At 68.6% G+C, this 22,500-nt stretch carries 18 protein-coding genes and 1 pseudogene; 14 read left to right on the plus strand and 5 right to left on the minus strand.

Annotation, left to right across the window (positions count from 1 at the left end; genetic code table 11):
• Window positions 1-18 precede the first annotated feature (18 nt).
• From ACJ512_RS12445 to dnaE, 3 genes are all read left to right on the plus strand, one after another.
• Complete coding sequence (locus ACJ512_RS12445; RefSeq protein WP_407688371.1) at window positions 19-822, plus strand: SDR family NAD(P)-dependent oxidoreductase; 804 nt, start codon at window positions 19-21, stop codon at window positions 820-822.
• A 120-nt stretch (window positions 823-942) separates the two neighbouring features.
• Window positions 943-1,374 (plus strand): type II toxin-antitoxin system Rv0910 family toxin, encoded by a 432-nt coding sequence (locus tag ACJ512_RS12450; RefSeq protein ID WP_407688370.1) that lies wholly within the window; start codon window positions 943-945, stop codon window positions 1,372-1,374.
• 66 nt (window positions 1,375-1,440) lie between these two features.
• Complete coding sequence (dnaE, locus tag ACJ512_RS12455; RefSeq protein WP_407688369.1) at window positions 1,441-5,007, plus strand: DNA polymerase III subunit alpha; 3,567 nt, start codon at window positions 1,441-1,443, stop codon at window positions 5,005-5,007.
• Between the two features lie 24 nt (window positions 5,008-5,031).
• Here dnaE and ACJ512_RS12460 read toward each other — a convergent pair whose 3' ends face one another.
• Complete coding sequence (locus tag ACJ512_RS12460) at window positions 5,032-5,208, minus strand: hypothetical protein (protein WP_407688368.1); 177 nt, start codon at window positions 5,206-5,208, stop codon at window positions 5,032-5,034.
• Window positions 5,209-5,359: 151 nt separating this feature from the next.
• Between ACJ512_RS12460 and ACJ512_RS12465 the strand changes: the two genes are divergently transcribed.
• From ACJ512_RS12465 to ACJ512_RS12515, 11 genes and pseudogenes are all read left to right on the plus strand, one after another.
• Entirely contained in the window at window positions 5,360-6,589 is a 1,230-nt protein-coding gene (locus ACJ512_RS12465; RefSeq protein ID WP_407689821.1) for a transposase family protein, read from the plus strand.
• Window positions 6,590-6,647: 58 nt separating this feature from the next.
• Entirely contained in the window at window positions 6,648-7,127 is a 480-nt protein-coding gene (locus ACJ512_RS12470; protein WP_407688619.1) for a VOC family protein, read from the plus strand.
• A gap of 99 nt (window positions 7,128-7,226) precedes the next feature.
• Complete coding sequence (locus ACJ512_RS12475; protein WP_407688620.1) at window positions 7,227-9,092, plus strand: lysophospholipid acyltransferase; 1,866 nt, start codon at window positions 7,227-7,229, stop codon at window positions 9,090-9,092.
• Window positions 9,093-9,333: 241 nt separating this feature from the next.
• Complete coding sequence (locus ACJ512_RS12480) at window positions 9,334-9,576, plus strand: hypothetical protein (RefSeq protein WP_407688621.1); 243 nt, start codon at window positions 9,334-9,336, stop codon at window positions 9,574-9,576.
• Between the two features lie 144 nt (window positions 9,577-9,720).
• Window positions 9,721-9,993, plus strand: a pseudogene (locus tag ACJ512_RS12485) (TetR/AcrR family transcriptional regulator); the annotation flags it as partial.
• 58 nt (window positions 9,994-10,051) lie between these two features.
• The gene (locus ACJ512_RS12490; RefSeq protein ID WP_407688622.1) at window positions 10,052-10,294 is read left to right on the plus strand and encodes an aquaporin; all 243 of its coding nucleotides are present in this window, start codon (window positions 10,052-10,054) and stop codon (window positions 10,292-10,294) included.
• A gap of 146 nt (window positions 10,295-10,440) precedes the next feature.
• Window positions 10,441-10,590: a hypothetical protein gene (locus ACJ512_RS12495; RefSeq protein ID WP_407688633.1), complete on the plus strand. Its 150-nt coding sequence runs from the start codon at window positions 10,441-10,443 to the stop codon at window positions 10,588-10,590.
• Between the two features lie 56 nt (window positions 10,591-10,646).
• On the plus strand, window positions 10,647-11,084 hold the full coding sequence (locus tag ACJ512_RS12500; RefSeq protein ID WP_407688623.1) for a nitroreductase family deazaflavin-dependent oxidoreductase: 438 nt from the start codon (window positions 10,647-10,649) through the stop codon (window positions 11,082-11,084).
• A gap of 34 nt (window positions 11,085-11,118) precedes the next feature.
• The gene (ilvA, locus tag ACJ512_RS12505) at window positions 11,119-12,408 is read left to right on the plus strand and encodes a threonine ammonia-lyase (protein WP_407688624.1); all 1,290 of its coding nucleotides are present in this window, start codon (window positions 11,119-11,121) and stop codon (window positions 12,406-12,408) included.
• A 362-nt stretch (window positions 12,409-12,770) separates the two neighbouring features.
• Window positions 12,771-13,289, plus strand: a complete 519-nt coding sequence (locus ACJ512_RS12510) for a DUF5994 family protein (protein WP_407688625.1) — start codon at window positions 12,771-12,773, stop codon at window positions 13,287-13,289.
• A gap of 112 nt (window positions 13,290-13,401) precedes the next feature.
• Window positions 13,402-13,632, plus strand: coding sequence for a hypothetical protein (locus ACJ512_RS12515; protein WP_407688626.1), 231 nt, complete (start codon window positions 13,402-13,404; stop codon window positions 13,630-13,632).
• A gap of 231 nt (window positions 13,633-13,863) precedes the next feature.
• Here ACJ512_RS12515 and treZ read toward each other — a convergent pair whose 3' ends face one another.
• The 4 genes from treZ to ACJ512_RS12535 are packed head-to-tail and all read right to left on the minus strand — an operon-like array spanning window position 13,864 to window position 22,300.
• Window positions 13,864-15,597 (minus strand): malto-oligosyltrehalose trehalohydrolase, encoded by a 1,734-nt coding sequence (treZ, locus tag ACJ512_RS12520; protein ID WP_407688627.1) that lies wholly within the window; start codon window positions 15,595-15,597, stop codon window positions 13,864-13,866.
• Window positions 15,590-17,890 carry a malto-oligosyltrehalose synthase gene (gene treY / locus ACJ512_RS12525; RefSeq protein ID WP_407688628.1) on the minus strand — a complete coding sequence of 767 codons (2,301 nt, stop codon included), beginning with the start codon at window positions 17,888-17,890 and terminating at the stop codon, window positions 15,590-15,592. The genes treZ and treY overlap by 8 nt, the downstream gene beginning before the upstream one ends.
• A gap of 3 nt (window positions 17,891-17,893) precedes the next feature.
• Window positions 17,894-20,095 carry a glycogen debranching protein GlgX gene (gene glgX / locus ACJ512_RS12530; RefSeq protein WP_407688629.1) on the minus strand — a complete coding sequence of 734 codons (2,202 nt, stop codon included), beginning with the start codon at window positions 20,093-20,095 and terminating at the stop codon, window positions 17,894-17,896.
• A 36-nt stretch (window positions 20,096-20,131) separates the two neighbouring features.
• Window positions 20,132-22,300 carry an acyltransferase family protein gene (locus ACJ512_RS12535; protein ID WP_407688630.1) on the minus strand — a complete coding sequence of 723 codons (2,169 nt, stop codon included), beginning with the start codon at window positions 22,298-22,300 and terminating at the stop codon, window positions 20,132-20,134.
• Window positions 22,301-22,500 lie beyond the last annotated feature (200 nt).

Genomic DNA, 22,500 nt, shown 5'->3' on the forward strand with positions numbered 1-22,500 from the left:
GGGAAGATTGGTAACACGATGAGCCTTCCGAAACCCGACGACCGCGCCACCGTCGTCATCACCGGCGCCTCCTCCGGCATCGGCGCCGAACTGGCGCGGGGATTGGGGCGGCGCGGCTTCCCGCTGCTGCTGGTCGCGCGCCGGCGCGAGCGCCTCGACGAACTGGCCGACGAGGTGGGCGCGGACTACTCGGTCGGGGTGGAGGTCCTGCCTCTCGACCTGTCCACCCCGCGATCGCGCGGTGTGCTGGCGGAGCGGCTGCGCGGCGAACCGATCGCCGGGTTGTGCAACAGCGCCGGTTTCGGCACCAGCGGGTTGTTCCACACGCTGCCGCTCGAACGCGAGAGCGAAGAAGTCACCCTCAACTCGCTGGTGTTGATGGAACTCACCCACGCGGCCCTGGCCGGCATGGTCGAGCGCGGTGCCGGCGCGGTGCTGAACATCGCGTCGATCGCCGGGTTCCAGCCGATGCCCTACATGGCGGTCTATTCGGCCACCAAGGCTTTCGTGCAGACGTTCTCCGAGGCCGTCCACGAGGAACTGCACGGGACGGGCGTGTCGGTCACCTGCCTGTGTCCCGGACCGGTGCCCACCGAGTGGGCCGAGATCGCCAGTGCCGAGCGGTTCAGCATCCCGGTGGCGCAGGTCTCCCCGCGCGACGTCGCCGAGGCCGCGATCGAGGGGATGCTCGCCGGTAAGCGCAGCGTGGTCCCGGGAGTGGTGCCCAAGGCGGTCAGCATGAGCGGCAGGTTCGCGCCGCGCAGCGTGCTGCTACCCGCACTGCGGATCGGCCAGCGCCTGCGCGGCGGGCCGGACCGCTAAGCCGGCCCCGCCGAGCAGACGCAAAATCGCCCATTTCGACCGCGAGATGGGCGATTTTGCGTCTGCTCGCGCCGGCAGCGCGCCATGACCGCTTCGCGCGGCCCGGGCTAGGCTCGGGCCATGGCCGCGCTGGACATGACCGCCGACATGCCGATGAGTCCCCACGACATGTGGGACCGCGTCTCGGACCTGTCGGAGCTCGGCGAGTGGCTGGTCATGCACGAGGGATGGCGCAGCGAGCTGCCCGACGAGATCACCGAGGGCACCGAGATCGTCGGCGTGGCACGGGCCAAGGGCATGCGCAACCGCGTCACCTGGACGGTGACCACGTGGAACCCGCCGCACGAGGTCGCGATGTCGGGGGCCGGCAAGGGCGGCGCCAAGTACGGCGTGACGCTCACCGTGCGGCCCACCGCCGGAGGGTCGGCCCTCGGCCTGCGTCTCGAGCTGGGCGGACGTCCCCTGTTCGGCCCGGTGGGTTCGGCCGCCGCCCGCGCCGTCAAAGGCGACGTGGAGAAGTCGCTCGAGCGCTTCGTCGAGCTGTACGGGTAGGGCCGCAAGACACACTTCGCGACACGCCCGAACGGCGTCGGTCCTCGGTCATAGACTGGCGTCCCTATGACCGGTCCGATTCCTCCTCACGCAAGCGTTCGTCGCGAGTCCTCTTTCGTGCACCTGCATAACCACACCGAGTACTCGATGCTGGACGGTGCCGCGAAGATCACGCCGATGCTCGCCGAGGTGGACCGGCTGGGGATGCCCGCGGTCGGGATGACCGACCACGGAAACATGTTCGGCGCCAGCGAGTTCTACAACGCGGCCACCAAGGCCGGGATCAAGCCGATCATCGGCGTCGAGGCCTACGTCGCTCCCGCTTCCCGCTTCGACACCCGGCGGATCCTGTGGGGGGATCCCGGCCAGAAGGCCGACGACGTCTCGGGTAGCGGCTCCTACACCCACCTGACGATGGTCGCCGAGAACGCCACCGGCCTGCGCAACCTGTTCAGGCTGACCTCGCTGGCGTCTTTCGAGGGTCAGCTCGGCAAGTGGTCCCGGATGGACGCCGAGCTCATCGCCGAACACGCCGAGGGCATCATCGCCACCACCGGGTGCCCCTCGGGCGAGGTACAGACGCGACTTCGCCTGGGCCACGACCGCGAGGCGCTGGAATCGGCCGCCAAGTGGCGCGAGATCTTCGGGGCCGACAACTACTTCCTCGAGTTGATGGACCACGGGCTGTCCATCGAACAGCGGGTCCGCGAGGGATTGCTCGAGATCGGGCGCAAGCTGGGCATCCCGCCGCTGGCCACCAACGACTGCCACTACGTCACCCGCGACGCCGCCCACAACCACGAGGCGCTGCTGTGCGTGCAGACCGGCAAGACACTGTCGGACCCCAACCGGTTCAAGTTCGACGGCGACGGCTACTACCTGAAGTCGGCCGCCGAGATGCGCGGGCTCTGGGACGCCGAGATACCCGGGGCGTGTGACTCGACGCTGCTGATCGCCGAGCGGGTGCAGTCCTACGCCGAGGTGTGGGAGCCGCGGGACCGGATGCCGATCTTCCCGGTGCCCGAAGGACACGACCAGGCGACCTGGCTGCACCACGAGGTGATGGCCGGACTGCGCCGGCGTTTCCCGTCCGGCGTCGGCCAGGACTACATCGACCGCGCCGAGTACGAGATCAAGGTCATCTGCGACAAGGGCTTCCCGTCGTACTTCCTGATCGTCGCCGACCTGATCAACTACGCGCGCTCGGTCGACATCCGGGTGGGGCCGGGGCGCGGTTCGGCGGCCGGCTCGCTGGTCGCCTATGCGATGGGCATCACCAACATCGACCCGATTCCCCATGGCCTGCTGTTCGAGCGTTTCCTCAACCCGGAACGCCCGTCGGCGCCCGACATCGACATCGACTTCGACGACCGCCGCCGCGGGGAGATGGTGCGCTACGCGGCCGACAAGTGGGGCCAGGACCGGGTGGCCCAGGTCATCACCTTCGGCACCATCAAAACCAAAGCGGCGCTCAAGGATTCGGCGCGCATCCACTACGGCCAGCCCGGCTTCGCCATCGCCGACCGGATCACCAAGGCGTTGCCGCCGCCGATCATGGCCAAGGACATCCCGCTCTCGGGCATCACCGATCCGGCCCACGAGCGCTACAAGGAGGCCGCCGAGGTCCGCGGCCTGATCGAAACCGACCCCGACGTGCGCACCATCTACCAGACCGCGCGCGGCCTGGAGGGCCTGATCCGCAACGCCGGTGTGCACGCCTGCGCGGTGATCATGAGCAGCGAGCCGCTCACCGAGGCCATCCCGCTGTGGAAGCGGCCGCAGGACGGCGCGATCATCACCGGCTGGGACTACCCGTCGTGCGAGGCGATCGGCCTGCTGAAGATGGACTTCCTGGGCCTGCGCAACCTGACGATCATCGGCGACGCGATCGAGAACATCAAGGCCAACAGGGGCATCGATTTCGACCTGGAGTCGGTGCCGCTGGACGACAAGCCCACCTACGAGCTGCTGGGCCGCGGCGACACCCTCGGGGTGTTCCAGCTCGACGGCGGGCCGATGCGCGACCTGCTGCGCCGCATGCAACCCACCGAGTTCAACGACATCGTCGCCGTGCTCGCGCTCTACCGCCCGGGTCCGATGGGCATGAACGCCCACAATGACTACGCCGACCGCAAGAACGGCCGTCAGCCGATCAAGCCGATCCATCCGGAGCTCGAGGAACCGCTGCGCGAGATCCTCTCCGAGACCTACGGCCTGATCGTCTACCAAGAGCAGATCATGTTCATCGCGCAGAAGGTGGCCTCCTACACGATGGGCAAGGCCGACGCGCTGCGCAAGGCGATGGGCAAAAAGAAGCTGGAGGTGCTCGAGGCCGAATACAAGGGCTTCTACGAGGGCATGACCACCAACGGCTTCTCGGAGAAGGCCGTGAAAGCGTTGTGGGAAACCATCCTTCCGTTCGCGGGCTATGCATTCAACAAGTCGCACGCCGCCGGCTACGGGCTGGTGTCGTACTGGACCGCCTACCTGAAGGCCAACTACCCGGCCGAATACATGGCCGGCCTGCTCACCTCGGTGGGCGACGACAAGGACAAGGCCGCGGTGTACCTGGCCGACTGCCGCAAGCTGGGCATCACCGTGTTGCCGCCGGACGTCAACGAGTCCCTGGTGAACTTCGCCTCGGTCGGCAAAGACATCCGCTTCGGCCTGGGCGCGGTGCGCAACGTCGGCGCCAACGTGGTCGGTTCGCTGATCAAGACCCGCAACGAGAAGGGGAAGTTCACCGACTTCTCGGACTACCTGAACAAGATCGACATCGCGGCCTGCAACAAGAAGGTCACCGAGTCGCTGATCAAGGCGGGCGCGTTCGACTCACTGGACCATGCCCGCAAAGGCCTGTTCCTGGTGCACACCGACGCCGTCGACTCGGTGCTGGGTACCAAGAAGGCCGAGGCGATGGGCCAGTTCGACCTGTTCGGCGGCAGCGACTCCGGCGCCGACGCGGTGTTCACCATCAAGGTGCCCGAGGACGAGTGGGAGGACAAGCACAAGCTGGCCCTGGAACGCGAGATGCTGGGCCTGTACGTGTCCGGGCATCCGCTCAACGGGGTGGCCCACCTGCTGGCCGCGCAGGTTGACACCCAGATCCCGGCGATCCTGGACGGCGACGTGCCCAACGAGACCCAGGTGCGCGTCGGCGGCATCCTGGCGTCGGTGAACCGCCGCGTCAACAAGAACGGGATGCCCTGGGCATCAGCGCAACTCGAAGATCTCACCGGTGGCATCGAGGTGATGTTCTTCCCGCACGCCTACTCCGCCTACGGCGCCGACATCGCCGACGACGCGGTGGTGCTGGTCAACGCCAAGGTCGCCATCCGCGACGACCGGATCGCCCTGATCGCCAACGAGCTGGTGGTGCCCGACTTCTCCAACGCGCAGGCGAACCGGCCGCTCTCGGTCAGCCTGCCCACCCGCCAGTGCACCGTCGACAAGGTCAGCGCGCTCAAGCAGGTGCTGGCGCGCCATCCCGGAACCTCGCAGGTGCACCTGCGGCTCGTCAGCGGTGACCGCATCACCACACTCGAGCTTGACCAGTCGCTGCGGGTGACGCCCTCGCCGGCGTTGATGGGCGACCTCAAGGAGCTGCTCGGCCCCGGCTGCCTGGGCGCCTGAGCGCCGGTTTCCCCGCTCGGCGGGTCATGCCGCCGACGGATGCTTGTGCACCACACCGCCTTTCATGACGAAGTCGACGCGACCGGTGACCTCGATATCGGCGAAGGGATCCCCGGGCATGGCGACCAGGATGTGTCGGGGCACCGCCCGCTCGGAGACCCCGTCCCACACGTCGGCACCGGTGATCAGCGTCGTCGCCATCGTCGCATGGTATTCCCGGGCGCTCGCCTGTCAATCGGACGCGTTGACTCACCAAAAATGCGCGCGTAGACCCATTCGTTGCCTCAGCTGAGAATGCGCGCGTGCGGCGCGCCTACCCGGCCGGAGATGTATCGCTGGATAGGCCCAGAGGATGGGACTGACGGTGAGTCAACGCAAGGCTGTGACGAAGGCGATCGCGACCCGCTACGCGCGAGCTGACAAGGCCGGCAAGGGCCGGATCCTCGATGAGTTGTGTGCTACCACCGGCTGGCACCGCAACCATGCACGCAAGGCATTGAAGAATGCACTGCGCCCGAAGGTCGTCAAGATCAGGGCGCCGCGTCCACCGAAGTATGGGCCGAAAGTTATTGCGGCGCTGACGTTCTGCTGGGCGGTGCTGGGAATGCCCGCCGGCAAACGACTGGCGCCGATGCTCGACGAGTTGGTGGCGATCTTGCGCCGGTTCGGCGAGCTGATCATCGATGACGACACCGCGGCGCTGCTGGTGGGCATGTCGGCGGCCACCATCGACCGCCGCCTGGCCCCCGAGCGCAAGCGCCACGAGCTCAAGGGCCGCAGCCATACCAAGCCGGGATCACTGCTCAAATCCCAGATCCCGATCCGCACCTGGGCGGACTGGGACGACGCGGTGCCCGGGTTCGTTGAGATCGACCTGGTCGGCCATGAGGGCGGCAACGCCGCTGGTGAGCACGCTTACACGCTGACCGTCACCGACATCGCCACCGGGTGGACCGAGAACCGCAGCGTGCCCAACAAGGCCCGTAAATGGGTGCTCGCGGCGTTGGACGATATCGCGAAGGCCATGCCGTTCCCGATCCTGGGCGTAGACAGTGACAACGGAAGTGAGTTCATCAATCATCACCTGTTGGCCTGGTGCGAGCAGCGGAAGATCACCTTCACCCGCTCACGGCCAGGCAACTCCAACGACGGTTGCCACGTGGAGCAGAAGAACTGGGCGATCGTGCGCACCGTGGTCGGCTACCACCGTTACGACACCACCGCGGAACTGTTGCTGCTCAACAAGATCTGGGTATTGCAGTCACTGCTGACCAACTACTTCTACCCGCAGCAAAAACTCGTTTCGAAGACCCGTGTCGGCGCGAAGGTCAGCAAAAAACACGACAAGGCCACCACCCCGCATCGTCGCGCGGAGCGCCACGAGGCGGTCTGCGCCCAGGACAAGGCGATCCTCGCCGACACCTACACCGGCATCAACCCAGCCGCCGTGCAACGCCAGATCCAGGCCCTGACCACAGAGCTACTCACGATCACCACCAGCAAGGCCGGGCCGGCCAAAAAAGCCCCCGTTACGCGCGCATCCTCGAATGAGGCAACGAATCAATCCTCGCGCGCATCTTGACACGAGGCAACAGGTCGGATGCATAACATGTTGCGCACCGACCGCGCGAGGAGAACCCATGAGAAGCCAACCGCCCCCCATCGCCGTGCAGGACTTCTCCCACGTCTGCGTGGGTGTCTCCGACATCGAGGCCTCCATGGCGTTCTACACCGCCGTGCTGGGCATGGACGTCGTGTTCGACGTCGCGCTCGAAGGGGCCGCTCTGGACGCGGTGACCGGCGGGGCCGCGCAGCGGGGCCGCATGGTCGGCGGCCTGATCGGCGGGGCGATGGTCGAGCTGTTGTCGCTGGGCGCCGTGCCGGGCACGCCCAGCGGCCCGCACCTGGGCTACACCAACATGTCGTTTCGGGTCGAGAACCTCGACGCCGCCTACGAATCCGTCCGGCGCGACCACCCCGAGGTCCGGGCGGACCCGCCCGTCGACATCGGGGGAGTGCGGATGTTCTTCATCTACGACCCCGACGACACCCCCATCGAGCTGCTGGAGCTGCCCGCCGGGGTGACCTCCACGCTGCAGCTGTGGCGTCCCGGAGGCTGACCCGACCGCCTTCGGCAAATCCCGTGATGTGTTCCACGGCGCCGATCGCCGACGTACGCTCACCGTTGTGACGACGGCGACGACGATCCGGGAGCGGCGGTGACCGCGCGCGCACTCGGCCGCGTGGGTGTGCGAAAGGCGCTGCAGCGCACCGGCATCAAAGGCGAATCGAGTGTCCCGTTGGCTACCGACCCGACGGAGGTGAGCCAGCTGCTGCGGGCGCGCTGGTACGACGAGCGGCTGAGCGCGCTGGCGGCCGAGCTCGGGCGCGATCCCGGCGCCGTGCGCGCCGAGGCCGCCGGCTACCTGCGGGAGATGGCGGCCTCCCTGGACGAACGCGCCGTGCAGGCCTGGCGCGGGTTCAGCCGCTGGCTGATGCGCGCCTACGACGTGCTGGTCGACGAGGACGAGATCGACCAGCTGCGCAAGCTGGACCGCAAGGCGACTCTGGCATTCGCGTTCTCACACCGCTCCTACCTGGACGGCATGCTGCTGCCCGAGGTGATCGTGGCCAATCGGCTCTCGCCGGCGCTGACGTTCGGCGGGGCCAACCTGAACTTCTTCCCGATGGGTGCGTGGGCCAAGCGCACCGGCGCGATCTTCATCCGCCGCCAGACCAAGGACATTCCGGTCTACCGGTTTGCGCTGCGCGCCTACGCGGCGCAGCTCGTGCAGAACCACGCCAACCTGACCTGGTCGATCGAGGGTGGCCGCACCAGGACCGGCAAGCTGCGCCCGCCGGTGTTCGGGATCCTGCGCTACATCGCCGACGCCGTCGACGAAATCGACGGCCCCGAGGTGTATCTGGTGCCGACATCGATCGTGTACGACCAGTTGCACGAGGTGGAGGCGATGACCACCGAGGCCTACGGGGCCGCCAAACGTCCCGAGGATCTCCGTTTCCTGGTCCGCCTCGCGCGCCAGCAGGGCCACCGGCTGGGCCGGGCCTACCTGGACTTCGGCGAGCCGTTGCCGCTGCGCAAGCGGCTCGAGGAACTGCGCGGCGACGAGTCGGGCACCGGGACCGAGATCGAACGCATCGCCCTGGACGCGGAACACCGCATCAACCGGGCGACCCCGGTGACTCCGACCGCGGTGGTCAGCCTCGCCCTGCTCGGGGCGGACCGCTCGCTGTCGATCAGCGAGGTGCTGGCCACCGTGCAGCCGCTGGCGAACTACATCGCCGCGCGCAACTGGGCGGTGGCCGGCGCGGCGGACCTGACCAACCGCTCGACGATCCGATGGACCCTGCACCAGCTCGTCGCTTCCGGAGTGGTCAGCGTCTACGACGCCGGCACCGAGGCGGTCTGGGGCATCGGACCCCACCAGCACCTGGTCGCGGCGTTCTACCGCAACACCGCCATCCACATCCTGGTCGACCGGGCCGTCGCCGAGATGGCGCTGGTCGCGGCCTGCGAGGGCGGAGAGTCGGTCGCGCCGGCGACCGTGCGCGACGAGGCGTTGCGCCTGCGCGAACTGCTCAAGTTCGAGTTCCTGTTCTCCGGGCGCACGCAATTCGAGAGGGAGCTGGCCGACGAGATCCGCCTGCTGGCCCCCGTGGACACGACCCAGACCTATCGCGCCGCCGACGTGCGGCGGCTGCTGGAGTCGGCCGACGTGCTGCTGGCGCATCTGGTGTTGCGCCCGTTCCTGGACGCCTACCACATCGTGGCCGACCGGCTCGCCGCCTACGAGGACGAATCCTTCGACGAGGAAACCTTTCTCGCAGAGTGCCTCGAGGTGGGCAAGCAGTGGGAGCTGCAGCGCCGCATCGCCAGCGCCGAGTCGGGGTCGATGGAGCTGTTCAAGACCGCCCTGCGGTTGGCGCGGTACCGCGAGCTCGTCGACGGCTCGGGGGACCCCGACGGAGCCGACCTCGCCAAGCGCCGTCAGCAGTTCGCCGACGAGATCGCCACGGCGACAAGGCGAGTCAACGAGATCGCGGAACTGGCGCGGACGCGATAGCCGGCGCCTCGCCGCGCGGAAGGGCCTCCGGGCGGCCCGGCGGTTGATCGCAGCTTTCGCGCTGCGCCACGCGGCGTAACGCCTGTGGGCGGCTGTCGAATCGGCTGAAATTCCCGAATCGTGCTGTGATCCCCATCACTATGAGGAATACCCCCGCGGGTATCCGCATTGGTACCGCCTGAGGCCGTAGCACCGTGCTTTGCGCCCCGGGCCCCGGGCCGACGAGTGAAGGAAGCAAGCCATGGCGACAGGTACCAGAGAAGTCGTCTCCGGCGCGTCGGTGGCAGTGCCGCTGCGGCGCCGGCAGGGTGCCCCGATGTGCTCGGGTCGCCGCTGCTCGGACGCCCTGCGCGTTGTGGTCGTGTCGATGCGTCGTGCCCTCCTGACGCCCGGGGGAGTTGCGCGCCCGCCGCGCACCGGCTGCTCGGCGCGCTGCGGATATCTCGAGCGCTCCCTCATGGCTCGCGAGGCGGACAGGCTCTGAAGCGCCTGCGCGGTGCCGGTCCCTGCTATTGTCGCCGACATACTGAACGTTTAGTTCGCTATGTGGGTGTGCATGGGGTGATACGTGGCTGACCGCGCCGCAGGCCGTCCCGGCCGTCCCCGCAGTGAGCCGTCGCGGGTGGCCGTGCTGGCTGCGGCATCCGCGTTGCTCAACGAGGTTGGGCTGCGGGCCATGACGACCGACGAGATCGCGGCCCGCAGCGGGGTGAGCAAGGCGACGATCTACAAGTGGTGGTCGAACAAGTACGCGGTCGCCGTCGATGCCTTTCTGTCCGAGATGGCCACGGAATCGTCGGATCCCGATACTGGTTGTGCGCGTGAGGATTTGCGCCGCACACTGCGGGGTATGATCCGCTTCTACAGAAGCAGGTCCGGAAGGGCGTATGCCCAGTTGGTCGGCGAGGCGCAGTTCGACCCGCACATCGGCGCCGAGTTGCGTGAGCATCGTGCTCAACGTGGCGACCAGCAAGGACCACCCGGACAACTCCTTCTACGGTCTGGCCATCGGCGCCACCGTGCTGGTGGGCGCGGTGGCCGTGGGCGGGGTATCCGGCGGCGCCTTCAACCCGGCCGTGGTCGTCGGGGGTGCCGCGATGGGCCTGTTCGCCTGGTCGACGCTGAGCTACCTGGTTGCCCAGGCGATCGCCGGCGCCGGCGCGGGCCTGGTGTTCCGCGCGCTCAACCCGGAGGACAAGTGAGCGGGCGGATCGGGCATCTGCCGAGAAGGGTTGCGCGTGATCGGGTTTCGGCCGGGACGGACGGCGCGATATCGGTCGCGAACCCGAAGTGGTCTGGGGCCACCAGAAAACTGCTCAGCGCCGCAGTCGCTTTCATGGTCTGCGTTGTGGCGGCAGAACCGGCCCGCGCCGACCCCAACCCGTTCGCCGTCCTGGGCTGTAGCTGCCACGAAACGGCTTCGGCCGGCAGCCCGGATCTGCAGAACGAGATCGAGCAGGGGATTCGGCAGGGTCTGGCGACCCCGCACCGGCCCTGATCCCCGGCGGCGCCGCCGCGAGTCTTCCGGGGCGCCACCGCCGTAAAATGGCGGGCATGCCACTTACCGGAGAGTACGAACCGTCGCCCTGGGATTGGTCTCGCGAACAAGCGGAGAAGTTCGCCGAGTCCGGTGGGACCGAAGCCGCCGATTTGCGGGGCATGCCCATCATCTTGCTGACCACCGTGGGAGCCAAGACGGGCAAGCTGCGCAAGACGCCGCTGATGCGCGTGGAGCACGACGGCGAGTACGCCTGCGTCGCGTCGCTCGGTGGGGCGCCGAAGAACCCGGTCTGGTACTACAACGTGAAGAAGAACCCGCGGGTGGAACTGCAGGACGGGTCCGTCACCCGCGACTACGACGCCCGCGAGGTGTTCGGCGAGGAAAAGGCCGTCTGGTGGGAGCGTGCCGTCGAGGCGTACCCCGACTACGCGGATTACCAGAAGAAGACCGAGCGCCAGATCCCGGTGTTCGTGCTGACCCCCGTCGGCTGACGCTCCGCCCGGGCGGTCATGGCACCATTGATCGGTGTCCGCCGAAGTGAGCCAGAACCCGAGCGTGTCACCGCTGTGCGCGGCTGACGTCGACGGCGCGGCCAAGCGGATCGCCCCGGTGGTCACGCCCACGCCCCTGCAGCTCAGCGATCGGCTGTCGGCGATCACCGGCGCCCGGGTCTATCTCAAGCGCGAAGACCTGCAGATCGTGCGGTCCTACAAGATCCGCGGCGCCTACAACCTGCTGGTGCAGCTCTCCGACGAGGAGCTGGCCGCCGGGGTGGTGTGTTCCTCGGCCGGCAACCACGCGCAGGGTTTCGCCTATGCGTGCCGGAGGCTGGGCGTGCGCGGCCGCGTCTACGTCCCCGCCAAGACCCCCAAGCAGAAGCGGGACCGGATCCGCTACCACGGCGGTGAGTTCATCGAGCTGATCGTGGGCGGGTCGACCTACGACCTCGCGGCCGAGGCGGCGCTGGCCGATGTCGCCCGCACCGGCGCCACCCTGGTGCCGCCGTACGACGACGCGCGGACTATGGCCGGGCAGGGCACGATCGCCGTCGAACTCCTCGCGCAACTCGACGAGCTCGGCGGGGAACCCGACCTGGTGGTGGTCCCGGTGGGCGGTGGCGGATGCATCGCCGGCATCACCACCTACCTGGCCGAGCGGACGACGAACACGGCGGTGCTGGGCGTCGAGCCGGCCGGGGCCGCGGCCATGATGGCCGCGCTGGCCGCCGGCGAGCCGGTCGAGCTCGATCATGTCGACCAGTTCGTCGACGGTGCCGCGGTGCGGCGCGCGGGTGCGCTCACCTACGCGGCGCTGGCCGCGGCCGGTGACATGGTGTCGATCACCGCGGTGGACGAGGGGGCCGTGTGCACCGCGATGCTGGACCTCTATCAGAACGAGGGCATCATCGCCGAGCCGGCGGGCGCGCTGGCGGTTGCCGGGCTGCTGGAAGCCGACGTCGAACCCGGATCCACTGTGGTGTGCCTGATCTCGGGCGGCAACAACGACGTCTCGCGCTACGGCGAGGTACTGGAGCGCTCGCTGGTCCACCTCGGGCTCAAGCACTACTTCCTGGTGGACTTCCCGCAGGAGCCCGGTGCGCTGCGCCGTTTCCTCGACGAGGTGCTCGGGCCCAACGACGACATCACCCTGTTCGAGTACGTCAAGCGCAACAACCGCGAGACCGGTGAGGCGCTGGTCGGCATCGAACTGGGCTCGGCCGCCGACCTGGACGGGCTGCTGGCCCGGATGCGGGCCACCGAGATCCACGTCGAGCCGCTGGCGCCGGGTTCACCCGCTTACCGCTACCTGTTGTAGCCCGCCGCTTCCGGGCGCGAGCGTGCGCATATGTACGCGCTTCGCGGCGTGTCGCCGTGCAGACACGCACGCCCGGCGGCAGTTGCGGGCACGTGGGCATCCGTGATAGCTCAACCAACGCGATTTCGCCGTGTGAGGGTGTAGTCTCGACCTTGAGCTTGACATAAGCCGACGTGAATCTCGGGAGTGCCTACCGGTACAACCGAAATCGTGGTCTACGACTGACTTTGTTTGTCGATCCTCACGTTCATATGCCCGGTTCGGCCGGAAGCGAAGGGATCGTCGATGGATCAACGTGCGTCACGTGCGGGTCGCCTGGCGGCAGCGCCGACTCGCGCTCCGGTCTCGACGATCTCGGCACCATGAACCGGGGCGTGCGTGGCCGGCGCCTGGCCAGCCCGGTGCGTATCGCCCTGGCCGCCGAACTGGGTTCGCCCATCGACGGGGCGTGGTGGCCGCACACCTCCTCGATCGCGGCCGAGCTGCCCGAACTGGTCGGTGCGCTGTCCGCCCGTCTGGGGGAGATCATCGACATCAGTGTCAACTGGTCGTCGCTGGAAAGCTCCCCGGACCTGGACGCGCTGAACCGCCTTCGGGTCGGCGACGGCGGCCGGGCCGTCGGGCGCCAGCGGCTGATGGTGGTCGTCGGTAGCCGGGCCTGCGCCAACGTCCTGGTGGTGCCGTGCAGGACCTCGGCCGCTCTGGCGACGATGGTGTTGCGGCAGGCGGCCGCCCTGCCCGTAGCGCGCGTGGAACGCGAAAGCCAAGAATTCCGGACCGGCGCAGACATCATGCGGGCGGCCCGCACGGCAAGCGCGCGTTGCGGCCAGCGCTGGCCGGATGAGCGCGGTGCTCCTGCCGAAGCGGCCGTGGCCGATTGACAGCGATCCCATGCACCGCGGAGACGGGCCCGGCGGGTGTGCGAGACGAATTCCCTCTTGATAGGCGACGGGCAATGTCGCCCTCAACTCTTGGTGAGAAAGGACGAACGATATGACCGTGCAGAACTGGATGGACGCACCCGAGATCCATCCCTCCCAGATCCGGGTCGGCGACACCATCGGCACGATCGAGCCCAGTCATCTGCCCTTCAAGGTGAAGATGATCGGCGAGCCGCAGAAGAGTCCCAAGCAGTGGACGTTCTTCGGCCAGGACGACAACGGCCGGCAGCACGCGAGCACGTTCAGCGAGGCCCAGGTCGTTCGCCGGTACGCCAAGTCGTAGTAGCGGCGGCGCCCTAGGAGCGTGGGTCAGTAATCCCAATCGCGGGTTCCGCAGGTGAAACTTCGGAATCCGCGCTGGCTAGATTTGGTGGACCGGCCTGTTTTCGTTCGTCAGCGGCGATCTCAGGCCCTCGCGATTTTGCGGGTTTCTTCAAATCCCAATACTGACCCACGCTCCTAGGCTGCGCGAGCAGACGCAGAAGTACCCGAAACGGCGTCGTTGAGGGGGCTTTTACGCCTGCTCGGCCGTGGAGATGATGGCGAAGGAATTGCCCTCGAGCACGGTGCGCTCGGCGTCGACGGCCGGTTCGCCCCAGGCCAGCACGACCTCGCCGGTGACCGGCACCGCCACCGGCCGGGCCGCCAGGTTGCACGCGATGCGTAACCGGCCGCGCCGCAACACGATCCAGTGTTCGTCCTCGTCGTAGTCGACGGCGAGGTGATCCAGCCACGGATCGGCCAGGTCGGGGTGGTCGTGCCGCAACGCGATCAAGTCGCGATACACCCGGTGTAGGCGGGCGCGCTCGCCGGAGTTGACCTCGTCCCAGTCGAGTTTGGAGCGCTGGAACGTCTGCGGATCCTGCGGGTCGGGGATGTCGTCGGCGTCCCAGCCGTGCTCGGCGAACTCGGCCCTGCGTCCCTTCCGGGTCGCCTCGGCCAGCTCCGGTTCGGGATGGGAGCTGAAGAACTGGAACGGGGTCGAGGCGCCCCATTCTTCGCCCATGAAAAGCATTGCCGTGTAGGGAGACCCGAGGACGAGGGCGGCCTTGACCGCCAGCTGGCCACCGGTCAGGTTCTGCGACGGCCGATCCCCGAGTCCCCGGTTTCCGACCTGGTCGTGCGTGCAGGTGTAGGCGAGGAGCCGGGTGGCCGGCACGGTCGTCGTGTCCAGCGGGCGGCCATGGCGGCGGTGCCGGAACGACGAATACGTCGCGGCGTGGAAGTACCCGTGCCGCAGCGTGTGCGCCAGCGTGGCCAGCGAGCCGAAATCGGCGTAGTAGCCCTGCCTCTCGCCGGATACCGCGGTGTGGATGGCGTGATGGATGTCGTCGGCCCATTGCGCGGTGATCCCGTACCCGCCGCGATCCCGGGTGGTGATCAGCCGCGGGTCGTTGAGGTCGCTCTCGGCGACCAGCGACAGCGGGCGGCCCAACCGCTCTGACAGCCAATCGGTTTCGGTGGCCATTTCCTCCAGGATGTGGATGGCGGTGGTGTCGACCAGCGCGTGCACGGCGTCTAGCCGCAGCCCGTCGGCGTGAAAGTCGCGCATCCACCGCAGCGCGCACCCGATGATGTAGCGGCGCACCTCGTCGGAATCGGCGTCGGCGATGTTGATGCCCTCGCCCCACGGGTTGCTGCCCGACGACAGATACGGGCCGAACCGCGGCAGGTAGTTTCCCGACGGGCCCAGGTGGTTGAACACCGCGTCGATCAGCACGCCCAAACCCCGCGCGTGGCAGGCGTCGACGAACCGGACCAGGCCGTCGGGACCGCCGTAGGGTTCGTGCACGCTGTACCACAGCACGCCGTCGTAGCCCCAGCCGTGGGTGCCGGCGAAGGAGTTGACGGGCATCAGCTCGACGAAGCCGACCCCGAGATCGACCAGGTAGTCGAGGCGTTCGATGGCCGCATCGAAGGTGCCGGCGGCGGTGAAGGTGCCGACGTGCAGCTCGTAGATCACCGCCCCCGCCAGGGGCCGCCCGGACCAGCCCGAGTCGGTCCAGGCGGCCGCGGCCGGGTCCCACAACTGTGAGCGCTCGTGCACCCCGTCGGGTTGGCGGGGTGCACGCGGGTCGGGCAGCACGGTGGTGTCGTCGTCGAGCAGGTAGCCGTAGCGGGCGTCCGGGGCCGTCTCGACGGTGGTGTGCCACCAGCCGTCCTTCGAGCGCGTCATCGGGTGCACCCGGCCGTCGACGTCGAGCCGGACCAGCTCCGGTTTGGGTGCCCAGACCCGGAATTCAGTCATGGTGCCGCTCCAGCAGCACGACGGGCAGGTCCGCGAACAGCTGGGCGGCCGCGGTCGGGCCGTCGGCGACGGCGCCGGTGAGCGTGTCCTTCCAGGTCCCGTCGGGAAGCGGCAGCACGGTGTTGCCCCAACCCTTCTCGGCCAGCCGCACCGTCCAGCGGGTCACCGCGACCACGATGTCCTCGCCGCGGCGGAACGCCACGATGTGCTCGGCGGCCTCGCCGTCGGCCAGCACCGGCGTGTAGCCGCCGCGCAGGAAGCACCCCGGATGGGCACGACGCAACCGCAGCGCCGTGGTCACCACCCGCAGCTTGGGATGCTGTAGCTCCCGCAGGGCGGACCGGCGGGCGGCGTAGTCGACCGGGCGGCGGTTGTCCGGGTCGACGAGGCTGTCGTCCCACAACTCGGTGCCCTGGTAGATGTCGGGCACCCCGGGCACGGTGAGCGCGAGCAGCTTCTGGCCCAGCGCGTCGCTCGCGGCGTGCGAGTCCAGTTGCGCGACAAGCTCGGTCAGCTGGCCGGCGACCGGGCCGTCGAGCACGGTGTCCAGCCAGCGGTGCACCGCGTCCTCGAACTCGGCGTCCGGGTCGTTCCAGGAGGTGCGCAACGACGCCTCCCTGATCGCCTTCTCGGCGTAGGCGTGCAGGCGCTGCCGCAGCTCGTCGGTGACCTCCCCGCGCAGCGGCCACACCCCGAAGATGTTCTGCCACAGGAATCGTCCGGTCGCCGCGTCGGGGGAGGGGGCCAGGACCTCCCAGCGGGCCACGAACTCGGTCCACAGCGACGGCACCTGCGAGAGCACACCGATGCGGGCGCGCACGTCCTCACCGCGCTTGGTGTCGTGGGTGGTCAGCGTGGTCATCGCCTGCGGCCACAGCCGGGCGCGGGTGGCGGCGCTCTGGTGGAATTCCGCGGAGCCGACACCGAACCGCGAAGGCTCCCCACCCACCTCGTTGAGCGACACCAGCCGGGCGTCGCGGTAGAAGAGGCAGTCCTCGCTCGCCTTGGCGGTCACCGCGCCGCACAGCTGCTGCAGCCGGGTCGCCGGTTCGCCGCCGCGCGCCAGCGCCGCGGCCAGCACCTCCAGCGCGGGGCCCAGGTGCGGTGCGGCCGCCTGCGTTTCGGCCAGCGCCGTCGGCATGATCGCGGCCAGCCCCGGATAGTCGGAGCGGTAGACGCCGATGTGGCTGAGCAGGGTGGCCACCGCGTCGGGCAGCAGCGGATGATCGGCGCCGGCGGCGGCGACGACGCTGCGCCGCAGCCGGCGCAGCTCGCTGCCCAAAGTCTGGGTGGCCGAACGGAACTTGAGTTCGGCCAGCAGCTCCGGCGTCGCCTCGTAGTCCACTCCCGCGGATTCGACCAGCGCGGTCAGCGCCGGGGCGCCCGCCGGGTCGACGAAGACCCCGCCGACCTCGCGCAGCACGTCGTAGCCGGTGGTGCCGGCCACCGGCAGCGTGGGCTCGAGCGCCTCGTCGGGAGCCAGGATCTTCTCGATGACGATCCAGGCGTCGGGGCCGACGAGGGCGCGCAGCCGGGTCAGGTAGCCACCGGGATCCGACAATCCGTCCGGGTGGTCGATCCGCACGCCGTCGACGAGTCCGTCGGCGAACCAGCGGGCGACCTCGGCATGGCCGGCGTCGAACACCGCGGGATCCTCCTGGCGCAGTCCGGCCAGGGAGGTGATCGAGAAGAACCGCCGATAGCCGCAGAGGCCGTTGCGCCAGCCCACCAGCCGGTAGTGCTGACGATCGTGCACCTCGGGGCCGGTGCCAGCCGCGGTGCCGGGCGCGATCGGGAACGCCAGGTCGCCCAGCCGCAGCACGTCGCCGTCGACTTGCAGCGCGGCGGCGTCCTCGTCGGAACCCAAGACGGGCAACACGATCCGGCCGTCCTCGTCCAGGTCCCAGTCGATGTCGAAGAACGCCGCGTACGGCGACGAGCGACCGTGCCGCAACGCGTCCCACCACCACGGGTTCTGCTCGGGTTGGTCGATGCCCACGTGGTTGGGCACGATGTCGACGATCAGTCCCAGCCCGCGCTCCCGGGCCGCCGCGGCCAGTCGTGCCAGCCCCTCGGGGCCGCCGAGTTCGGGCGAGACCGCCGTCGGGTCGGCGACGTCGTAGCCGTGGCTGGAGCCGCGGACCGCCGTCGTGATCGGGGACAGGTACAGGTGCGAAATGCCCAGCTCGTCGAGGTACTCGAGGAGGTTCTCGGCGTCGGCGAAGGTGAACGCGAATCCGCTCGATTCACCCCGCAACTGCAAGCGGTAGGTGGCCAGGGCCGGTAAAGCCATGCGTCACAACGTCTTGCGGAGTACCAGCAGCGAGCGGGACGGCACGGTGATCTTCTCCTCGGCGTTGACGACCTGGTCGGCCTCGCCGACGGGATCGTTGGTGTCCAGTTCCACCGTCCACTCCTGGGCGTAGTCGGCGTGCGGCATGACGAACTCCAGCGTTCGCTCGTCCGCGTTGAAGCACAACAGGAACGAGTCGTCGACGACTCGTTCGCCGCGTGCGTCGGGTGAGGTGATGGCCTCGCCGTTGAGGAACACCGCCACGCACTTGTGCAGGGGTTTGCCCCAGTCCTCGTGGGTCATCTCCCGGCCGTCGGGCGTGAGCCAGGCGATGTCGTGCAATTCGTCGGCGCTGCGGATCGGTTCGCCTTCGAAGAACCGCCGCCGGCGAAACACCGGGTGTTGCTTGCGCAACGTGGTGACCTTGCGCGCGAACGCCAGCAGATCCGAGTTCTTCTCGGCCAATGACCAGTCCATCCACGACAATTCGGAGTCCTGGCAGTACACGTTGTTGTTGCCGTTCTGGCTGCGGCCCAACTCGTCGCCGTGGGCGATCATCGGCGTGCCCTGGCTGACCATCAGCGTGGCCCAGAAGTTGCGCATCTGGCGGCGGCGCAGCTCCCGGACGTCGGGGTCGTCGGTGGGCCCCTCCGCGCCGCAGTTCCACGAGCGGTTGTGGCTCTCCCCGTCCCGGTTGTCCTCGCCGTTGGCCAGGTTGTGTTTCTCGTTGTAGGAGACCAGGTCGGCCAACGTGAAACCGTCGTGGGCGGTGACGAAGTTGATGCTGGCGCTGGGGCGCCGGCCGGTCGCCTCGTAGAGGTCCGAGGAGCCGGTCAGCCGGGACGCGAACTCACCCAGGGTTGCGGGCTCGCCCCGCCAGTAGTCACGCACAGTATCGCGATACTTCCCGTTCCACTCGGTCCACAAACCAGGGAAGTTGCCGACCTGGTACCCGCCCTCGCCGACGTCCCACGGCTCCGCGATCAATTTGACCTGGCTGACGATCGGATCCTGCTGCACCAGGTCGAAGAACGCGCTCAGCCGGTCGACGTCGTGCAGCTCGCGGGCCAGGGTGGCGGCCAGGTCGAAGCGGAACCCGTCGACGTGCATCTCGGTCACCCAGTAGCGCAACGAGTCCATGATCAGCTGCAGCACATGCGGGTGGCGGGCGTTGAGACTGTTGCCGGTGCCCGTGTAGTCCTTGTACAACCGCAGGTCGGTGTCGACCAGCCGGTAGTAGGCGGCGTTGTCGATGCCGCGGAAGTTGATGGTCGGGCCCAGGTGGTTGCCCTCGGCGGTGTGATTGTACACCACGTCGAGGATGACCTCGATACCGGCCTCGTGGAAGGCGCGCACCATGGCCTTGAACTCGGGGACGCTGGCCTTGCGGTTGGCCGCGTACTCGTTGTGCGGGGCGAAGAACCCGAACGTGTTGTAGCCCCAGTAGTTTCGCAATCCCAGGTCCAGCAGCCGCGAGTCGTGCATGAATTGGTGCACGGGCATCAGCTCGATGGCGGTGACGTTGAGCGACTGCAGGTGGTCGATGACCGCCGGGTGGGCCAGTCCGGCGTAGGTGCCGCGCAGTTCGTCGGGGACGTTGGGATGGGTCTGCGTCATCCCCTTGACGTGGGCCTCGTAGATGACCGTCTCGTGGTACGGGGTGTTGGGGGACCGGTCATAGGCCCAGTCGAAGAACGGGTTGATCACCACGCTCGTCATGGTGTGGCCCAACGAGTCGACCCTCGGGGGGGTCCCCGGGTCGGCGCTGACGTCATCGGGTGCGTCGGGGTCGACGGCTTTCAGGTCGTAGGAGTACAGCGCCTGGTCGAAGTTGAAGTCGCCGTGAAAGGCCTTCCCGTAGGGGTCGAGCAGCAGCTTGCTCGGGTCGCAGCGATGCCCGGCCGAGGGGTCGAACGGGCCGTAGACGCGAAATCCGTAACGCTGGCCCGGGGCGATGTTGGGCAGATAGGCATGCCAGACGAACCCGTCGACCTCGTCCAGCGGGATCCGGGACTCGCGTTTGCCGTCGTCGTCGATCAGGCACAGTTCGACCTTCTCGGCGATCTCGGAGAACAACGAGAAGTTGGTGCCGGCGCCGTCGTAGGCGGCTCCCAGCGGATAGGGAGTTCCCGGCCACACCGTGGCGAGCCTGGGTTGTTCGGAATCGTCAGCGCCTGCTTCTGAAGTGCGATTGTTCGTCGGCATCACAAAACCTTATCCGCGGGCGGTCGGTCGGGGCCCTTACCACCACCCGGTGCTGTCGGCGATCTGGCGGCCCAGCTCATTGGTCATGGTGCGCACGTAGGTGGGGGACAGGTGATGGGCCCCGTGGTAGATCAGCACGTTGCCCTCGACCGCGCGGCAGATGTCCTGTCGGCACACCGCGTCGGACATGTCGAGCGGTTTGAGCACCGGGAACCGGTCGACGAAGTCGAGGGTCGGATTGCGCTCGGCCAGCACGTCGGAACGCTTGATCCCGCACGACACCGCGTCGCCTCCCTTGGCCAGGCAGTCCGCGGGATCGAACGGTTTGCCGTCCTTGACCAGCCACGGCGTGTCGCGCATCGCCAGAACCGGGATGTTGTTGTCGGAGAACGCCTGCCAGATCCCGATGTAGGTCGCCGGCATCACGTCGCCGGGTTTGATGTTCCACGGGCGGGTGGAGGTGGTGAACACGTAGTCGGGATGGTCGGCGATCAGCTTGGCCATCGTCCGCTGCACCCAGTCGTGGCATTGCGGGTATGCGGCGTTGTTGCCCATGATCAGCGGGACTTCCGCGGTCGACAACGGGCAGCCCATCTTCAGGTAGGTGACCACCTTGAAGTGGTGGGTGCGGCCGAGCTGGTCGAGCGCGGGCAGCCAGTGCTCGGCGTGCGACCCGCCCGCCAGCGCGATGGTCCGGGTGGCGGCCTCGTCGCCGTAGGTGCAGTTCACCACCGCCGGGTTGACGAAGTTGCTGATGCAGCCGTCCCGCGTGGAGGCCGGGTAGTCGTGCCGCACCTCGAGCACGGTCGGCCGCATCCGCAGCGTGGGCACCCGCACGTGCGTGGTCAGGGCGCGGGCACCGGGGTAGTCGTGGGCGTTGAGCCCGCTGAGTTCTTTGCCCGCGGCGCGCAGGTCGGTGACGTGCTCGCGCCAGCTGAACGCCGTCGCGGTCAGCGTGACGCCGAGCAGCACCACCGCCGACCCCAGCGCCATCGTCGGCCGGCGCAGGCGGGCCTGCCACGGGAGCGCGGGGACGGCGGTGTCCGCGCCGGCGGGCGCGCGGTAGCGCAGCGGGTTCTCGACGAGCCGGGTGGTCAGGTAGGCCAGCACGCCGGACACCGCCAGCACCGCCGAGCCTTCGAGGAAGTTGGCGTGCCGGTGACCGGTGAAGGACAGCCAGAAGATCAGCAGCGGCCAGTGCCACAGGTACAGCGAGTAGGCCATGGTGCCCAGCGCCAGCAGCGGCCCGGTCGCCAGGAGGCGATTGGGCAGCGGCAGCCGCCGGCCGCCGCCGGGGTCGCCCGGCAGGTTGGCCCCGGCGAGGATCATCAGCATGGTGGCGCCGACGGGCACCAGCGTCCAGGGCCCGGGGAACTCGCGGACGCCGTCGATGAGGGCACCGCAAGACACGATCGTCGCCAGCGCGACCGAGGCGACCGTCGTGCGCAGCCACATCGGCCAGCGCAGGTAGGGCACCAGCGCACCGGCGAGCGCCCCCAGCAGCAGCTCCCATCCCCGCGCGAAGCTGTTGTAGTAGGCCGTCGACTGGTTGTCCTGGTGGGCGATGATCGCGTAGACGAACGAGGCCACCGTGAGCGCACCCAGCAGCACGATGAACCCGGAACGCAGGCGTGGGGCCGCGGGCCCCCGGAACCGGCGCCACAGGTAGGCGAACCCGGCGATCAGCAGCAGGAAGGCGACGTAGAACTGGCCCTGCACCGACATCGACCAGATGTGCTGCAGCGGGCTGACGGCCTCGCCCGCCTTCAGGTAGTCCGAGACCGTGTTGGCCAGTTCCCAGTTCTGGTAGTAGCCCAGGCTGGCCAGGCTCTGGTTGGCGAACGTCTCCCAGCGGGTCTCGGGCTGCACCAGGATCGTCAGCGCGGCGCACCCGGCCAGCACCACGACCAGCGCCGGGACCAGGCGCCGGATCAGCCGGATCACCTCGGCCACCGGCGACAGCGGCGCGGCGGGGTTGAGCGCGGCGCGCAGGATCTTGCCGCCGAAGAAGAACCCGGACAGCGCCAGGAACACGTCGACGCCGCCGGAGACGCGGCCGAACCAGACGTGGAACATCGCGACCAGCGCGATGGCGATGCCGCGCAGGCCGTCGAGGTCATGGCGGTAGAAGTTGGTCGCGCGAGCCCCGCTGGCCGGCTCCGGGTCGGTGACCGGCGGGCGGGGCGGGGACGAGAGGCTCAACATGGCTGGAGCCAATTTACCTAAACCGCCACCTGCTCTCCGGTCATGATGGCCGGTGATCGAGCAGGTGGCGGCTGTCGGGTAGTGCCGCGGCGGTTACCGCGTGATGCCGGCGGGTGCGGGCTGCAACGGCGCCTGCTGCGCCGGCAGTTGCAGTGCGGGCATTTGCTGCAGCGGCGCCTGCTGGACCGGCCGCTGCTGCA

Source organism: Mycobacterium cajalii (genome assembly GCF_045809005.2).
Taxonomy (GTDB): Bacteria; Actinomycetota; Actinomycetes; order Mycobacteriales; family Mycobacteriaceae; genus Mycobacterium.

Coding starts and splice junctions, on each gene's coding strand:
- ACJ512_RS12445 (WP_407688371.1), top strand. CDS start 19: ATGAGCCTTCCGAAACCCGACGACCGCGCCACCGTCGTCATCACCGGC.
- ACJ512_RS12450 (WP_407688370.1), top strand. CDS start 943: ATGGCCGCGCTGGACATGACCGCCGACATGCCGATGAGTCCCCACGAC.
- dnaE (WP_407688369.1), top strand. CDS start 1,441: ATGACCGGTCCGATTCCTCCTCACGCAAGCGTTCGTCGCGAGTCCTCT.
- ACJ512_RS12460 (WP_407688368.1), bottom strand. CDS start 5,208: ATGGCGACGACGCTGATCACCGGTGCCGACGTGTGGGACGGGGTCTCC.
- ACJ512_RS12465 (WP_407689821.1), top strand. CDS start 5,360: ATGGGACTGACGGTGAGTCAACGCAAGGCTGTGACGAAGGCGATCGCG.
- ACJ512_RS12470 (WP_407688619.1), top strand. CDS start 6,648: ATGAGAAGCCAACCGCCCCCCATCGCCGTGCAGGACTTCTCCCACGTC.
- ACJ512_RS12480 (WP_407688621.1), top strand. CDS start 9,334: ATGGCGACAGGTACCAGAGAAGTCGTCTCCGGCGCGTCGGTGGCAGTG.
- ACJ512_RS12500 (WP_407688623.1), top strand. CDS start 10,647: ATGCCACTTACCGGAGAGTACGAACCGTCGCCCTGGGATTGGTCTCGC.
- ACJ512_RS12510 (WP_407688625.1), top strand. CDS start 12,771: ATGAACCGGGGCGTGCGTGGCCGGCGCCTGGCCAGCCCGGTGCGTATC.
- ACJ512_RS12515 (WP_407688626.1), top strand. CDS start 13,402: ATGACCGTGCAGAACTGGATGGACGCACCCGAGATCCATCCCTCCCAG.
- treZ (WP_407688627.1), bottom strand. CDS start 15,597: ATGACTGAATTCCGGGTCTGGGCACCCAAACCGGAGCTGGTCCGGCTC.
- treY (WP_407688628.1), bottom strand. CDS start 17,890: ATGGCTTTACCGGCCCTGGCCACCTACCGCTTGCAGTTGCGGGGTGAA.
- glgX (WP_407688629.1), bottom strand. CDS start 20,095: ATGCCGACGAACAATCGCACTTCAGAAGCAGGCGCTGACGATTCCGAA.
- ACJ512_RS12535 (WP_407688630.1), bottom strand. CDS start 22,300: ATGTTGAGCCTCTCGTCCCCGCCCCGCCCGCCGGTCACCGACCCGGAG.